This is a genomic window from Verrucomicrobium sp. BvORR106 (genome assembly GCF_000739655.1).
Lineage (GTDB): Bacteria > Verrucomicrobiota > Verrucomicrobiia > Verrucomicrobiales > Verrucomicrobiaceae > Verrucomicrobium.
In genome coordinates this window covers 161505-177360 of record NZ_BATR01000104.1, presented here as the reverse complement: position 1 = coordinate 177360, position 15856 = coordinate 161505, and the positions used below count along the sequence as shown (strand labels likewise).

The 15856-nt window shown below is 59.2% G+C and carries 15 protein-coding genes; 9 read left to right on the top strand and 6 right to left on the bottom strand.

Annotated features, from left to right (window positions below; all coding sequences use genetic code 11):
* Nucleotides 1–5 precede the first annotated feature (5 nt).
* From BV106_RS38675 to galE, 4 genes are all read right to left on the bottom strand, one after another.
* A complete protein-coding gene (locus BV106_RS38675; protein WP_038167217.1) occupies nucleotides 6–230 on the bottom strand; it encodes a hypothetical protein in 225 nt (74 codons plus the stop codon).
* A 181-nt stretch (nucleotides 231–411) separates the two neighbouring features.
* A complete protein-coding gene (locus BV106_RS19005) occupies nucleotides 412–1152 on the bottom strand; it encodes an SDR family NAD(P)-dependent oxidoreductase (RefSeq protein ID WP_038167216.1) in 741 nt (246 codons plus the stop codon).
* Nucleotides 1153–1466: 314 nt separating this feature from the next.
* Nucleotides 1467–2339, bottom strand: coding sequence for a hypothetical protein (locus tag BV106_RS19000; RefSeq protein WP_038167215.1), 873 nt, complete (start codon nucleotides 2337–2339; stop codon nucleotides 1467–1469).
* Between the two features lie 48 nt (nucleotides 2340–2387).
* Entirely contained in the window at nucleotides 2388–3404 is a 1017-nt protein-coding gene (gene galE / locus BV106_RS18995; protein WP_038167214.1) for a UDP-glucose 4-epimerase GalE, read from the bottom strand.
* 244 nt (nucleotides 3405–3648) lie between these two features.
* Here galE and BV106_RS18990 point away from each other — a divergent pair, with 244 nt between their 5' ends.
* Both BV106_RS18990 and BV106_RS35865 read left to right on the top strand, forming a co-directional pair.
* Complete coding sequence (locus BV106_RS18990; protein WP_038167213.1) at nucleotides 3649–4806, top strand: Gfo/Idh/MocA family oxidoreductase; 1158 nt, start codon at nucleotides 3649–3651, stop codon at nucleotides 4804–4806.
* A 105-nt stretch (nucleotides 4807–4911) separates the two neighbouring features.
* Nucleotides 4912–5802 (top strand): hypothetical protein, encoded by an 891-nt coding sequence (locus tag BV106_RS35865; protein ID WP_051946052.1) that lies wholly within the window; start codon nucleotides 4912–4914, stop codon nucleotides 5800–5802.
* A gap of 11 nt (nucleotides 5803–5813) precedes the next feature.
* Here BV106_RS35865 and BV106_RS18980 read toward each other — a convergent pair whose 3' ends face one another.
* Complete coding sequence (locus BV106_RS18980) at nucleotides 5814–7673, bottom strand: DUF1549 domain-containing protein (protein ID WP_081891928.1); 1860 nt, start codon at nucleotides 7671–7673, stop codon at nucleotides 5814–5816.
* 136 nt (nucleotides 7674–7809) lie between these two features.
* Between BV106_RS18980 and BV106_RS18975 the strand changes: the two genes are divergently transcribed.
* Complete coding sequence (locus BV106_RS18975) at nucleotides 7810–8307, top strand: hypothetical protein (RefSeq protein WP_038167211.1); 498 nt, start codon at nucleotides 7810–7812, stop codon at nucleotides 8305–8307.
* 62 nt (nucleotides 8308–8369) lie between these two features.
* Here BV106_RS18975 and asnB read toward each other — a convergent pair whose 3' ends face one another.
* Entirely contained in the window at nucleotides 8370–10304 is a 1935-nt protein-coding gene (asnB, locus tag BV106_RS18970) for an asparagine synthase (glutamine-hydrolyzing) (RefSeq protein WP_038167210.1), read from the bottom strand.
* 197 nt (nucleotides 10305–10501) lie between these two features.
* Here asnB and BV106_RS18965 point away from each other — a divergent pair, with 197 nt between their 5' ends.
* From BV106_RS18965 to BV106_RS18940, 6 genes are all read left to right on the top strand, one after another.
* The gene (locus BV106_RS18965; protein WP_038167209.1) at nucleotides 10502–10849 is read left to right on the top strand and encodes a DUF883 family protein; all 348 of its coding nucleotides are present in this window, start codon (nucleotides 10502–10504) and stop codon (nucleotides 10847–10849) included.
* Nucleotides 10850–10924: 75 nt separating this feature from the next.
* The gene (locus tag BV106_RS18960) at nucleotides 10925–11335 is read left to right on the top strand and encodes a phage holin family protein (protein WP_038167207.1); all 411 of its coding nucleotides are present in this window, start codon (nucleotides 10925–10927) and stop codon (nucleotides 11333–11335) included.
* The gene (locus tag BV106_RS18955; RefSeq protein WP_038167206.1) at nucleotides 11305–11706 is read left to right on the top strand and encodes a hypothetical protein; all 402 of its coding nucleotides are present in this window, start codon (nucleotides 11305–11307) and stop codon (nucleotides 11704–11706) included. Before BV106_RS18960 ends, BV106_RS18955 begins: the two co-directional genes overlap by 31 nt.
* A complete protein-coding gene (locus BV106_RS18950; RefSeq protein WP_265595840.1) occupies nucleotides 11703–12836 on the top strand; it encodes a type IV pilus twitching motility protein PilT in 1134 nt (377 codons plus the stop codon). Before BV106_RS18955 ends, BV106_RS18950 begins: the two co-directional genes overlap by 4 nt.
* 71 nt (nucleotides 12837–12907) lie before the next feature.
* Nucleotides 12908–14011, top strand: coding sequence for a type IV pilus twitching motility protein PilT (locus tag BV106_RS18945; RefSeq protein WP_038167204.1), 1104 nt, complete (start codon nucleotides 12908–12910; stop codon nucleotides 14009–14011).
* Between the two features lie 284 nt (nucleotides 14012–14295).
* On the top strand, nucleotides 14296–15420 hold the full coding sequence (locus tag BV106_RS18940) for an acyltransferase (protein WP_038167203.1): 1125 nt from the start codon (nucleotides 14296–14298) through the stop codon (nucleotides 15418–15420).
* Nucleotides 15421–15856: the final 436 nt, after the last annotated feature.

Below are 15856 nucleotides of genomic sequence, written 5' to 3'. Positions count from 1 at the left end.
GCAAGTCAGATGGGGTTTGGGGAAACATCCGGCACAGCCGCCTGATGCTCAAGCGGCTTTGTGCTGGATGAAGGCCAGGTCAGGCAATCAATAGCGCCATGGACCACGGTCCCGATCACGATCCCGGTCCCGCCCCTTGCCATGATGATGATGGTCACGGTCATCGTGATCATGATGGTGATGTCCACGCCCGTGACCGTGGCCGTGATCATGATCGTGATGAGAGTCATAGGGAATCACGCAGGATGGCAGCACAACCGCGACGCCAGCGAGCAGCAGACAGAGTCTGATGGCTTTCAGATGATGCATGTATTTTTTGGGGGTTATTTGAAACCATGTGGATCAGACAGGCGCCCCTGCAAGCCTCCCGAAGCGAGACCGCCTTTCAGGCGCATTGACCGATCAGCGCGACTACACCGCGCTCGTCGCCGCATTCTTCCAGCTCTCCAGCCATCGATACTGGGCGGGAGTCAGAGCAGATCCCCGGCGGAAGGCGGCACGAGCCTCCGTGAGGGCGCGGCAGGCTTCCGTGACAATATTGCCGACCGCCTCCCGCCGGGGATGGGGTGTTGGTTGTTGGGAGAAGTTGAATGGCTGCGAAACACGCCGGGCCCAGGAGTCACTCCAGTCCAGTTCCGCCAGTCCCACCGCGACGTTGAGTCCGCGGGGCGCAGACTTGACGAGATCCGCCATGCGTTCCCCTACGCAACGGACGACTTCCCAGGCAGAACTCAAAGGACCGGGAGGACCATGCTGTTGTACGATCACCTGGACAACGGCACCAAACCCCTGATGCCGAAACAACGGCACCAGCGCCAGGGTGGCGTTGAGCCCAGAGGCAATACCCGTCTGAAACACTGCCTGAATGCCCCGCGTAAAATCGCCGCGCTCCAGCAGATCCTCGTCGATCTCCGGGATGTTGATCAGACAGTCGATCCGACCGAATTCCGACAAGCCCTTCGCCACCGCCTCCACTACCGTGGCATGGCGGGAGATGTCCAGCGTCACCGCCAGTATCCCCTCGCGCCCCATCGGGACGCCGTCGCCATCTTTGCAGGCAGCGACGACGCCCCAGCCCTGGGTCAGCAGTTCACCAACGACTTCGCGTCCAAGCTCGGACCCGGCACCAGTCACCAGGGCTATGTTTTTCATGGGGGTTTGCGGGGTCTTTTTTCGGGGGTTCTTTGCGCCGAAGGCTACCGCAAGCCAGGACCGTCACCGCAAGAAAAGGTGGAACGGCTACCCACCCGGCTGAACGGCCCAAGGACCCGGACGAGTGGCCGCCCATACTCCAATCAGCATGGATGCGGTAGCGGGGTGGCGACTGGAAGCTCTTCCTCGAAGAGGATGCGGTCACAAGCCCAACGTTGACGAGCTTCAAGCGAGTCTACGTTGGGTATCCGGAGACAGAACTCTTACTCCGAAGGAGTTGTGGCGGTCGGATTGTGCCAGCACCCGCCCCACGCTCACGTCGCCACACTCTTCATCCACCCCCAGAGAGTGATCACAATTCCCCTAGCGTCCTCCCACACATCGGTCCACCCTAAAGTCGGGGAGGCGCTGATGAACAGCGCCCCAAGCAGGGCAATGTTCGCCAGGAAGATCAGCATCATGGAGAAGAACTCTCCGTTTAGCAGTAGGTCACTCTGCTCAGTACGAAGCACCTGAAGCGTGAAAGTGATGTGGAAGCACCACGTGACGCCGACCAGCCAGTAAAAGATCCAGATCCACTTGAACTCCATGGACCAGACGATCAACGGGATCGTCACCGGCCGATGCATGTCCACAAAGAGGCAGAAGAAGCCATACAGAGCAAACACGATCACGGTGTAAAAAGGCACCATGTACGGCGAGAGTGTCACCAGCGTGTTTGAAGCGTCTGTTTCCACGTACCCGCCCGATTCATCGACGTGCATGCCATGCACCTCCCCCCCGCTCAGACGGGCCGTGATGACATGGGTCATCTCATGGGCAAAGACGTATGCCACCGCCGGCTGCAGGTTCACCCAGCCGAGGCTCAGCCAGAAGACGCAGCCAAAGGCAAAGAACCAAAAACCCTCTGACTTCCAGAAGGCCTTGTCCACGGCCGCATTGAAGAGCAGCTCCATGAAGATCACGGAGGCCAGCAGGCACACCGGCAGCAACAGCACCCCCATCACTGCCTTCCGCTTCCGCCAAGTCGGCAGTTCCTCCCCATCATCCTGCTCCACGCTGATGATGGCGGATTTCCCCCGGGTCATTCCCGCCGCGTCTTGCAGTTCCTTGATGCGCAGCTTGGCCTCACTCTGCTCTTTGAGCAGTTTGCGGCGTTTGCGCTGGCTCTTGCTGACGGCGCTCATGGGAGACGGCATACCGGGCACACTCTCTTTGTTGCGATCCAAAATCTATTATTGCCCACTGTTCCTATAACGTCCACCTCGGGGCCCTGCGATCCATTTCCATGCAGATTCAATGTGCTGACGCGGATCTTTGTACTCCGCCTCCCAGCCCAGGACCTCCTTGGCCTTGGCGGGATTCGCCACAAGTTCCGGCGGATCGCCCGCCCGGCGCGGACCATAGGATACCGGAATGGTGCGCCCGGTCACGGCTTCGGCAGTGGCCAGGATCTCCCGAACACTGAAGCCGCGCCCAGTTCCCAAGTTCACAGCCGTGGTCTCACCGCCAGCACGCAGATGGTTCAAGGCCAGTGCATGGGCCCGCGCGAGGTCATTCACATGAATGTAGTCGCGGATACAGGTGCCATCTGGAGTGGCGTAGTCCGTGCCAAACACCGTGATGTGCTCAATTTCACCCTTCGCTGCCATGAGAATGCGGGGGATCAAGTGCGTCTCGGGGGTGTGATCTTCACCGATCTCCCCTTCCAAGTCTCCGCCGCTGGCATTGAAGTAACGGAGGAAAACACTCTGCAGGCCCCAGGCCACGCCGCAATCCAGCAGAACGCGCTCCAGCATCAGCTTGCTGGCGCCGTAGGGATTCACCGGCACCTGCGGGTGGTTTTCGTCCATCGGCATGTACTGAGGATTCCCGTAGGTCGCGCAAGTGGAGGAGAAAATGAACCGACGGGTGCCGTGCTTCTTCATGGCCTCCAGCAGTGCCAGAGGTGCCGTCACATTGTTCTGGTAGTATTTGAGCGGCTGCTCCACCGACTCCCCGACGAAGGCATAGGCTGCGAAGTGCAGGACTGCCTCGGGCTGGTGCTCGGCAAAGACCCGATCCATCAGCTCAGCGTCACCCAAGTCTCCCTTCACCAGCGTCACCCGATCCAGGTCCAGAGCCTCGCTGTGACCGAAGACCATGTTGTCCACGACCACGACTTTTTCACCCTGTTTCAGCAGATGCTTGACGGTGTGGGAACCAATATAGCCCGCGCCGCCGGTAATGAGGAGAGTGCCCTTTTTTTGCATTGGGCCAACTCAGCACGCCCCCCACTCAAATGCAACGGTCACCTGCAAGGGGATTGCAGTTGGAATGGGCCAGGGCGCCAAACCCCTCACGGAATCCAGAAATCTCCAATTGAGGCATAAATGTCTCATTTTGTGGCACTTTTAGCCAATTTCGCTTCTCGGGGGTCAAGGAATTTGTCCGCCGCACCCCACGAAAGAGCAACTCTCCTTGACCCTCCGCCCTTTCCCTCTACCCTCGCCGCCCATGGATACTGTTAGACTCGGCATCGTTGGACTCGGAAACATGGGCAAGGCTCACCTTGCGAATATTCGTGCGGGCAAGGTGGAAGGCCTGCGCGTCACCTGCCTCTGTGAAAGCGTCGGCACCCTGCCGAAGCTGCTCGAGGGTGAAAGCGCCTACACCGACGTCAATGCCATGATCCACAGTGGCAAGATTGACGCCATCCTCATCTGCACCCCCCACTACTCCCACACCTCCATCGGCATCGAGGCCCTCAAGACCGGCCTGCACGTCCTGGTGGAGAAGCCAATCTCCGTACACAAGGCGGATTGCGAGCGCCTGATCGCCGCCCACACGGACAAGAAGAAGATCTTCGCCGCCATGTTCAACATGCGCACCAACGCCGTGTTCAAGAAGGTCAAGGACCTGATCGACAGCGGTGAACTGGGTGAAGTGCGCCGCGTTCACTGGGAAGTGACGAACTGGTTCCGCACAAACTACTACTATGCCACTGGTGGCTGGCGCGGCACCTGGAAGGGTGAAGGCGGTGGCGTTCTCATGAACCAGTGTCCCCATAACCTGGACCTCTTTCAGTGGCTCTTCGGCATGCCCCAGCGTGTCCGCGGGTTCTGCCAGTTCGGCCGGTTCCATGAAATCGAAGTGGAAGACGACGTCACCGCCGTGTTCCAGTACGACAATGGCACCACCGCCACCTTCGTCACCTCCACCGGGGAAGCTCCTGGCCGCAACGTGCTGGAAATCTCGGCTGAGAAGGGCCGCCTGACCGTCAAAGACGGCACGCACATCCACTTCCAGCGGAACCGCCAGCCCATGAGTGAATTCTGCATGACCGCAGAAGCCGCCTTCGCCATGCCGGAAAGCTGGCACATGGACATCCCCGTGGACAACTCTGGTGGCCAGCACGTAGAGATCCTCCAGAACTTCGCCGGCGCCATCTTGAAGGGTGAGAAACTCCTTTCCCCGGCTGAGGAAGGCATTCGCAGCGTGGAACTGGCCAATGCCATTCTCCTATCCACATGGAAGGACGCCACGATTGAGCTGCCAATGGCCGCCAGCGACTACGAAACCATCCTCAAGGACAAGTCCGAGAACAGCACCTTCCAGAAGACCAAAGTCGCCGCCAAGGCCACTTCGGACGACTTCGCGAAGAGCTTCCGCTAGGCAGCTCGCTTCGCGCGTATCAGTCATGTGGGGGCGGTGACCGCAGAGCACGGTCACCGCCCCCTTTTTCTTCCGCCCCCGTCTTCTTCAACCCCCACGCTGCTCATGCTCGAAGGTCTGGATCTCAAGACGATCGCCGTCTGCCATGTCGGCATGGTGGGGTTTGTCGCCCTGGTGCTGCTGTTCTGCCGGGTCCACCTCAAAACGTATGCCGGCTTTGACTACTGGCTGGCTGGCAATGTGGTGGCCATCTGCGGCTACGTCGCCCTCCTGGCCCGTCTGTCCGGCCACGAAGCCCTCAGCATTCTCCTGGGAAATGCGCTCTTCGTCCTCACGGCAGTGCTTCGCCTGGAAGCCACCTCACGATTCCTGGACGGAGTTCCGGCCAGCCGCGCGTATTATCTCCTCATACCTGTCGTCACCGGGATCCTGGCGTGGTTCTATTTCATAGAGCCCAGCATCAGTTTGCGGAACCTCGCCATCAGTTTGGCTGTCGCGGGCCTCTGCCTGAAGATGGCCTGGGAGTTCCTCCGCCACGCTGGCGCCCGGCGCCTGGTCTTGTACCGCGCCATCTCCTTCATGATGGCGGCGTTTGCGGTCGTCATGCTCATCAGGGCCGTCCTCTGGTGCATGCATCCCCAAGCTGGCCTTTTCGAAGCCCCCGGCTTCCACGCCCCCTACGTGCTGGGGGCCATCCTCGGGGAAATGGGCATGGGCATGGCCTTCCTGCTCGTCAACAGCCAGCGGCTCGAGGAAGAACTGGCTGATTCCGAAGCCGAACTCACCGCACGACTTGCCGAGATCAAAGTCCTGCGCGGCATGTTGCCCATCTGCGCTTCCTGCAAGAGCATCCACGACGGCCATGGCCATTGGGAAAAGATTGAATCCTACGTTCAGCGGCACACCGAAGCGGAATTCTCCCACAGCATCTGTCCCGACTGTGTGCGGAGGCTCTACCCCGAGTATGCCCACGCCATGAATCACCCGGATGCGTGAGCCAGCGCACCCTAATACTGGAACACAAACTCACTTGTGTTGAGCAGTGACCACACCGTGTCACTCCACCCAGTTCCCAGGTTCTCCAGGCAGTAGTCCAGAGTCTTCATCTTCTCCACGTGTGTGGGCAGGCGGCCCAGCACCGCCAGGAAGGCCTCCTCCACGGCAAGATCTCCAGGCTGCGTATTCTTGAGCCGCTGCACCAGCGGACCGTCCTTGGCACTCGCCTGCTTTACCGTATCCCCTGTCATCAACGTCTGCACCAGACGATGAGTGATGGTCCGCAGCGAATCATCCCCCCAAGCCCGATCTGCCCGCCCGAGAGCGCGGGAAGGATGCTCAATCTCTGGCACTTGGGGCAGCTCGTGGCTCAGCAGGGCTTTGCCGACCGCCGCCCCGTCCGTCTGCACCAGCACCAGGTTGTTCCAAATCGTCTCCGCACGGAGTCGGCGGAAGGCTGGGGAAAAGGCATGGCCAGGCTCCCCCAACGCGACCACCTGCGCCTGACGTTGATAGGCCTGGGTGTGGCACAGTGCCCGCTCGAACTCCCGCAGGTTGTACTTCATCCGCACCAACTCCGCTGCCAACACTTGCGTAAAGCGCCTGTGGGGTTCGTTGGTAGAATCCCCGACAAACGTGCTAAAACGATTGCCATATCCCATGTAGCCGCCCGTCTCAGTCCGCGGCCCCGCCCCTTCACAGGATCGGGACTGATAAACCTCCACCGCTGTCTTCCCCGTAGCGAAGTCTTCCTTGATCAAGACATCCGCGGCCTGTGCAGGGAGCCCAAAAAGCTCCTGCCACGTCCGCAACGCCGCCACTTCGGCAAAGCGGGCGCTCCCGATCACCCACTCCGCCAGCTCGACTGCCACCTCCCCATTTCTGCCCGTTGCGGGCACAAAAGCTCTGGGAACCCCCATACCCTTGGGTGTCCAGACCGGCAGCCCTGGTTTCACCGCATCACCAGGTTTGCCATCGCGGTAAAGGTAATCATTGGGGAGAAAGATCGGCACCCGAGCCTTGGCGGGTTGGGTCGCGAGTTGCTCGCCCGGCATCACGAGACGGTCTGGCTCCGCCATTGCCCCACGAGCCGGCCACAAGCGCTGCGGTTGCACCGCCCCGGGCACTCCCTTGGTCACCTCCACGCCGGTGAGAGAGGCCGCCAGCTGATAATATTGCATCTGGGTGGTATCCGCGAAGGGGTGATCATGACAGGTCGCGCATTGAATGTTCTCATCCAGAAACACCCTCACAATCTCCTGCATGGTCACCTCCATGAGGCCACCATCTGTCATCAGGAATCCTGCAGCCGGCACCTTGCCGACATCGCCTGACGAGGTCAGGAGGGCTCGGACCATTCTGTCATAGGGCATGTCGTTCGCTGCAGCCGCCCTCAGCCACTCCACATACGACCGCATGGGATACCCCAAAACCACGTCCTTGACCCGGAGCATATCTGCCAGCCTGAGAAACCGCCGGGCTCCGGACATGGGATCCATCAGCAACCGGTCCACCAGCACCTGCCGCTTCTGCGGATGGGTACTAACCAGGAAAGAGCGCACCGTAGCGGCATCTGGCAACCTGGCGTGCAGATCCAGGTAAGCACGTCGGATGAAGACCTCGTCTGAAACCTGAGGAGGCAGTTTCAGCGGCTTGCGCTGCGCTGGTTCAACCTTTGCGTTTTGTTGCCGCCAGATGTCTCCCTCCATCTGCAGGATGGCCTGGTCAATCCGTCCGGCCACGGCTTCCGGCGTCATCGGGAACGAGCCGGACTGTGCCGCGACCATGATCCCCGGCACACTGGCGGGGAGACCCGCCGGGCCAAACACGGCCACGAGCGCCACCAAGAGAGTCATCAATGAGGAGCGCATAGGGTGGTTCAATGGAGCAACACAACTGCATCACCCAAACGAATGCCGCGCGAGATGTATTAGGCGACACCCACACTCTTCCGGGATTTTTCCATCATCCTGCTTGCCGCCAGCCCATCTGCCCACATGCTGTGCCATGAGCAGCTTGTTGTCCCATCTGACGCGCCTCATCCTCCTGTCGGCGTTGATTGTTGTCAGCCTTGCCACCCTCGTCCCCTCTCCTCTTCAGGCTGCCGAGCCACCGGCCATGGTGCTGGAGAACGGGGGGCTGAAGCACACCTACCGGGTGGTTTTCCACCAGTTCGATGAGGCCAATGAGTTCGCCTCCGGGGCCGTGGAAATTTACAGCCAGGACGATGAGGACAGCCCCGAGTCCAAGCTCCCTTTCGCTGCTGTCTTGAAGAAGGATCCCAAAGCCAAAAACACGGAACTTCTCGAAATCCGCGGCACCGGTCTGCTCACCTTCTTTCCGCCTGCGAACCGCAAAGAACCCTACCCGCCGCTGACAGCATGGAAACTCATCGGCCGGAAGTCGGGCAAAGCCAGACTCAAGGCCACGCTGTGGCAGTTCGACTCCGACAAAAACACCTGGGCGGCGGTCGAGTCAGAGTTCGAGGAAGTTTCGCGCAAGTAGGCTGGGAATGACCAGCGCCAACTGGCAACCTCATCTTGAACGCCACGAGCCCCCCTGGGGCTCTAGCGTCCAAACGAGAACTTCTTGTCCACAAACACCTGGTGCCACAATTCCAGAATCACCAGGGACACCACCTGCTTGCAGTACACGAACTCACGGGTGCGATTCATGTTGTCCACCAGGTTTTTGACCTTGGCAGGTTCGAAGTAACCACGGCGTTTCACAGCGCTTTCGTTCAGCGTCTCTGCCACCAGATTGCGGAACTGCGGCTTGTCCAGGAAGTACTCCACCGGGAGGTAGAAGGGAATCTTGGGCCGCCGCGCGATGTGGGCGGGGAAGATCTTGTCCGCCAGCTTCCGCTCGATGTACTTGTCCGTGCCGTTGTTGATCTTCATCTCTGCCGGCATGGTGAATGCCAGGTCAATGAGGCGGTGATCGAGGAAAGGCAGACGGTATTCCAGGCTGTGGGCCATGGTGTTCTTGTCCTGACGGATCAGGGCCCAGTCCTGCAGCCATTCGTCATACTGGAGTTTCAGAAGTCGATCCAGGAACGGCCCGCCCTTGTCTTTGTCCTTCTCCTTGGCCATCCACTCATCGGTGGCCAGACGCTTGTAGCTGTCCGCATAAACGTCATGCCGCTCATCTTGGCTCCACAGCGTGCGCAGGGCGTTGAAGTTGTGATTCAGATCCCGACGGGTGTATCCCGCCAGGAACTCCACCACCCGTTTCTTACCCTGGCTGCCCAGATCTGCGGGAAACTTGAAAAATTTGTTGAGGATGCTCGCCGGCGTTGCCGCGAAAATCGGGGCGGCGAGGCTGGTCACGCCAGGGATCTTCCGCCGCATCTTTTCCACCTTCGTGATCACGCCCTGGAACGAGTACCCAGCAAAGGCCTCATCGGCCCCTTCGCCTCCCAGCACGACTTTGAGATCCTTGCTTGCCCCCTGAGCCAGTTTGTAGAACGCAATCAGCAAGGCATCCCCCACAGGCCGGTCCATGTGCCAGACGATCTTTGGCAGGAGATCAAAATCTTCCGGCTGACAGATGATTTCGTGGTGCTTGGTTCCCAGAAATGCCGCCGTTTCACGCGCCGCAGGCGTCTCATCAACAGGTGAGTTGAACCCCACCGAATAGGTGTTGATGTTGGAAGAATGCTTCGTCATCGCGGCCACCGTAAGGGATGAATCCACCCCCGCACTCAAGTAGGCGCCCACCGGCACATCACTGCGCATGCAGAGGCGCACGGCATCGTTGAAGACCTCCTCCAACGCCTCAAAGTACTCCCCCTCGCTCTTGTACTTGGCAGTGCGGGCATCCAGCAACTGGACCTCCCAGTAACGCTGGATCTCCAGTGAGTTGTTCGCCAGCTTGTAGTGAAGGTAGTGGCTGGTGGGCAGCTTGTAGATGCCCTTGAACATGGTCTCCGGTTCAGGAACATTCCGCAGCGTCAGGTACGGGTCGATCGCCTCCAGGTTGGGTTCAGCGGTGACATGCACACTCTCCAGCAGAGACTTTGCCTCGCTCCCAAACAGGAAGCGCCCGTTGGCCTGGTGGTAGTAGAGCGGCTTCTGCCCGCACCGGTCGCGGGCGATGAAGAACTCCCGTTTGCGCACGTCATAGAGGCAGAAGGCAAACATGCCGTTCATGCGGCGCAGCAGCCCCTCGATCCCCCACTCCTCGTAGCCATGGACGATGCATTCCGTGTCGCTGTGGGTGCTGAACCGGTGCCCCTTGGCTACCAGTTCCTGCCGGAGTTCCACGTAGTTGTAAGTCTCCCCGTTGTAGCACACTGCCACCGTGGAATCTTCGTTGTAAACTGGCTGCCATCCCCCCTCCAGATCGATGATGGAGAGCCGCTGCATGCCCATGCTGAACGGCACGCCGTTCGGAGCCTCATAGCGGCCCTGGCCATCCGGCCCCCGGTGATGGATGATCTTCCCCATCCGGTCGAGCAAATTTTCTTCTCTGAAACCGGCGAAACCGTAGATGCCACACATGTTGTTGCGAAGGGAAGGAGGATGAAAGTGGAAGCGCGGAGTATGCCAGCCCTCCCGCACCGGGCAAATGGAAACAAGGGGCCAGCGAGGCTGTCAGGCCCGTATCAAAGTAAATCAAGTTTTCCTCGCTTCACGGGCATCTTGTAGTTGAATCCCTCAACACGATTTTTTACACTCAATCCTCCACCCTCTTGACCATGAGTGATCTGCCAAACGACACCTTCGGCGCTGCACCCGGCAGCGATCCTTTTGCCTCCGCCAAGGCAAGCGCTCTGAAAGCCGCCGAGGAATTGCGAGCAGCCGCTGCCGCCAAAGCGGAAGAGTTCCGCTCCGTGGCCGAAAACCAGGCGCAACATTTCAAGGAAGCCGCCGGCGAAAAGGCCGCGGAGTTCAAGGACTACGCAGGCAAGGCCTGGGATGGAGCCCGCACTCAGGCCAAGGATTTCACTACAGAAGCGGAGAAATTCGCCCGTGAGAAGCCTCTCCAGGCTCTCCTTACCGCTTTCGGGGTGGGATTTGTGCTGGGTGCCATCTTCAAGCGCTGATCTCCGAGTTTCTTCCCTGCAGGTTCGGCAGAACGGTCTGCCGGACCGCATTTCCACGTCCCTTTCATTTCCTACATGGACACGGCCCCGCCGGTATCCAAACCTTCCGCCGCCCCCCATCCACCGGAGGGACTCTCCTCGTCATTGGCGGCCTACTTGGAAGCTCGCAGCGTGCTGCTGACGATTGAAGCCCAGGAGGCTGTTCAGCAGGTTTTGCGAACCTTGGTCTTCGCTATCGTCGGCGGCATCGCCTCACTCACCGGTTGGGGTCTACTGGTGGCCGCTCTGATCGGCCTTCTCGTGGAGCAATCCGGCTGGCATTGGCTCAAGGCGGCCACGGTCGTGGGCGGCGGGAACCTCCTCGTAGCCTTCATCTTCCTCCTGGCCATGTCCAAGCGCCTATCCTCCATGCGCTGGTTCGCAGACACCCTTAACGAATTCAAGAAAGACCGCGCATGGCTGGCCCGACAGACAGGAAAGCGCTAAAAGCGCAGGTGATTCACTCTCTGGACCTTGCCCGGGCCTCCCTTGGGGGAGAGATCGTTCAGGTACGGGAACAGTGGCACCCCAGACACCTGATTCAGCAGAGCGTCGAGAAGCATCGGCTCGCCGTAATAATCAGTGCCGCCGTTGCAGGATTTATTGCCACTCGAATGATTTTTGGCTCCCGGCAGAATAGTCGTGACACTTCTGCAAAACCCGCTAGAAAACGCACGCTCGCCAGCTTCCTATTGTCAAATATTTGGAATTTGGCGCGCGAGCCGTTGTTCGGCCTTGCCGCACAACACTTGATGCCGATCGCCCTTCAATATTTGTCCCGATTCCAGTCACCCCCGAAGCAAGAAACTTTCGAATGAGTCAAGACCAAGAAGAAGCCGTTGCCGTTGCCGTCTCCGTGGAAGATGAATCTCCCAAGGTGGCCACGCTTTCGTCCGTGGACGAGTACTTGCAGCTTGCCCAGCAGTACGACTGTTCCGATCTTCACCTCGCCACCGGATCCCCGCCCATGTGGCGCCGGTACGGCACCCTTCAGCCCATCTGGAACAACGCCTCCCTCATCACAGCTGAGGAGGCCCAGCGCCTGGCCTACGCCTTCCTCACCGACGGTCACATCAAGACCTTGGAAAAGCGCGGAGACGTGGATTTCGCCTACTCTCCGAATTATGGCCGGTTCCGCTGCTCGGTTGTGCAGCAGCGCCTCGGCATTGACATGGTTTTCCGAGTCATCAGCACGAGCATTCGCTCCATTGAAGATCTGGCCCTTCCTGAGACCTGTCGCACGTTGACCCGCTATCACAACGGCCTGGTGCTGGTGACCGGTGCCACCGGCTCCGGCAAGTCCACCACCCTGGCCGCCCTCGTGGACGAGGTGAACAAGGAACGTGAAGACCACATCATCACCTTGGAAGACCCCATCGAGTTCGTGTTCGCAGCCAAAGGCTGCCACGTGAACCAACGTGAAGTGGGCTCCCATACGCAAAGTTTCGCCGCCGCCCTCCGCGGTGCCCTCCGTGAAGACCCGGACGTGATCATGGTGGGGGAAATGCGCGACCTTGAGACCATTTCCCTGGCCATTACGGCTGCAGAAACGGGTCACTTGGTGCTCGGAACCCTGCACACGGGCAACGCCCCACGTACCCTGGACCGTGTGCTGGACGTGTTCCCCTCTGACCAGCGCGACCAGATCCGCATCATGGTGAGCGAGTCCTTGCGCGGCATCATTTCGCAGCAACTTATCCCCCGGCAGGACGGTCAGGGCCGTATCATGGCCCTGGAAATCCTGGTGAACACTCCGGCTGTGGCGAACTGCATCCGTGAAGGCAAGACCTTCATGCTGCCCGGCATCATGCAGACGGGTAAATCCGTCGGCATGGTTACCATGGATGACTCCCTGAAGACGCTGTACTCCCAGGGCTACATCTCCCGCGACGAGTGCTTCGGCCGCGCCGATGACAAGATGAGCATGAAGAAGTTCCTCGAAAGCTGAGTGAACGTGACCGGGGCGCACCACCGACTGCTCCCACCACCCTCCTAACGACTCTTTTTCCTTTTTCTACCATGCCCATCATTGACGACTACTTCCGCCGCCTCATCGAACTGGGCGGTTCGGATCTTCACCTCACCCAGGGCCAGCCCGCCAAGGTGCGTGTGCACGGCAGCATCAAGCCGATCGCTGACGAGATTCTCACCGAAGCATACATGGAAACCATGATGCGCGAGATCTGCGAGCCTCGCGCTTGGGAACGCTACCGCGAACGTGGCGACCTCGACTTCGCTTATGAAATGGACGCGGATTCCCGCTTCCGTTGCAACTACCTTCGTCAGATCAGCGGCTACGGCGCGGTCTTCCGTATCATTCCCACGAAGATCGCCTCGCTCGAACAGCTCGGCATTCCTCCAGTGGTCAAGGAGTTCGGTCACATGCGCAGCGGTCTGGTGCTCGTCACCGGCCCCACGGGTTCCGGCAAGTCCACCACGCTGGCCGCGCTCATCGACTACATCAATTCCAACTTCAACCGTCACATCATCACGGTTGAGGAGCCGATCGAATTTGTGCACCGGAACAAGAAGAGCATCATCACCCAGCGTGAGGTGCCCATCCAGACGCCGACCTTCTCAGACGGTCTCCGGGCCGCTCTCCGTGAAGACGCCGACATCGTGCTGGTGGGGGAAATGCGAGACTATGAAACCATCTCCCTGGCCCTGACGGCCGCTGAGACCGGTCTGCTCGTCTTCGGCACCCTGCACACGAACAACGCCCGCAAGACCTGCGACCGTATTGTGGACGTGTTCCCTGCCGATCAGCAGAGCCAGGTGCGCACCATGCTTGCCGCATCCCTCCGCGGGGTGGTGGCCCAGCTCCTGGTGAAGAAAGCCGACGGCAAAGGCCGTGCTGCCGTGAACGAAATCATGGTCTCCACGCCAGCCGTGGGCGCCATCATTCGTGAAGGTGCCACCCAGAAGCTTTACGACGTCATCATCGGCGGCAAAGCACAGGGCATGCAATTCATGGACGAGGCCATCTGGGAGAAACTCCGCGACGGCTACATCAGCCCAATGGAGGCCTACATGAAGGCCATCGACAAGAACCGCTTCAAGGCCTTCCTACCGCCCGACGAAGCCGCGGTGGCTGTGGCTTCGGGTGCCGAAGCAAACAAGTAATTCCGGGGCGATACGCCCAGTTTCCGCTGCCCGACTTACCGACACCCCTGACCAGCAAGGTCTGGGGTGTTTTTTTGTCTTCACCTTTCGGAACTCCGGCATCAACCCCTCCCCATTATATCGACACCTGCTCACTCTAGTTTCTCCATAATTAGCCCCATTCTGCTGAATCGATAAGCCAATGTCATGCAATCCGCTGCATCGACTTGACCAGCAACCATTTACTGGCCAATAAAAGCGGGGGTCGGGCGGGAGCTTGCATCAGCCCTGATTTCGCATTCGTCATGGGCGCCCTTCGTCTTTTCCTGGCTTGTGTGGTCATTGTCGCACACACCAGTGCGAGTGGCCTGCTCCCCTTTATCGGTGGCAAGCACGCCGTCCGGATCTTCTTCGTCATCTCTGGCTTCTACATGGCCATGATCCTCTCGGAAAAGTACAACGAAGGAGATCGGCGCAAGTGGCTATTTTACTCGAACCGCGCTCTGAGGATCTTTCCACCTTTCTGGATTGTACTGACCCTGGAGGTCATCGCGAGTTTGACTTTCTACTCGATGGGGATGGCTCCCGCGGACTCCCCGTGGATGCCCGCTTTTCAGTTTCTCGTGGATCATGGGAAATGGGACCTCGTCAGCGCCTATGTTGTGAGTCAGGTTTCCGCCATTGGGGTGGACGTCATGTTCCTGTTCAACATCACCAAGGAGGCCGCGCTGGAATTCTATCACGGTCCTGCCGGCCCTGGAGAGTTCCGGGGATGGAAGCCTTACCCGATGGGGCACATGTGGACCATCTCCTGTGAGTTGCTGTTCTACGCGATGGCCCCGTTCCTTAACCGCCTTCGTTCACACTGGCTTGTCGGACTGTGGTTGATCACGATGGGGATGGGCTTCACCAGCTACTACTGGCTCCCGGGAAATGTCGCGAGCGTCTCTTCAGACTTCCTGTCTCTGATGCAGATGGGGTACTTCCTCGGTGGAATGGTGGCTTATCACGTCCTCCGCCCTCGCATGGAGTTCTTGCCACCATCGGTCCAGCTCGCCCTCGTCGTGCCCTTGGTGGTATTGATGCTGGCTTTCACTCCTGCCAGCTCCATCAGCTACACGGGTTCTGAGTTGATGCTCTACTTTCTGACTATCCTGGCCCTGCCCGCCCTTTTCTCCCGATCCAGCAAACTGGGATGGGATCGCTGGCTGGGCAACCTCTCCTACCCAGTGTATCTCGTCCATGTTAGTGTCATCAGGATTGGGGATCAACTAGGGCTGAAGAAAGCCCTCGTCACCACAACTCAGGGGCACTTGCTTTTCACCGCCATCTGCACGGTCGTATCGATCACTCTCGCAGCCGCACTAGCCTCCTTGGTCGAAAATAGACTGGATCGCTGGCGACAGAGAAGAGTTCCGCATTCGATCTGACTCGCCATCCAAAAACTGGGATCAGGGCATTCTCGTCAGTTCACTCGGTCTCAGCTTCAAGGACCTCAGAGCCTTGCGCTGGCAAGTTTCCCTTCCCACCAAGTTTTGATGCCCCGGCGTTTTATATCCAGATCGTCAAACAAATCGGGAACGACTCGGTACACTTTCCCCGATCGGAAAGTCATTTCCACATATCCCATGGCACCGTATCTGATGTAGCCCACTTTTACGAGGTCGGCAATTGGCGCATCACTCGAAAGCCCTCGGCGGCGAATCCTAATCCGCACGGTTTCAGGGTCGAGTGCAACCCGACTCGCAAACTTGCGCACAAACCGGATCGAACAGAAAGCAATGCCCTCAAAAGCCGCAAGAAAGAGTCAGCCTATGATGAGAACAAGCAACCACGGTTCTCCTCTCCCAAGCCTTTCAAGAACGG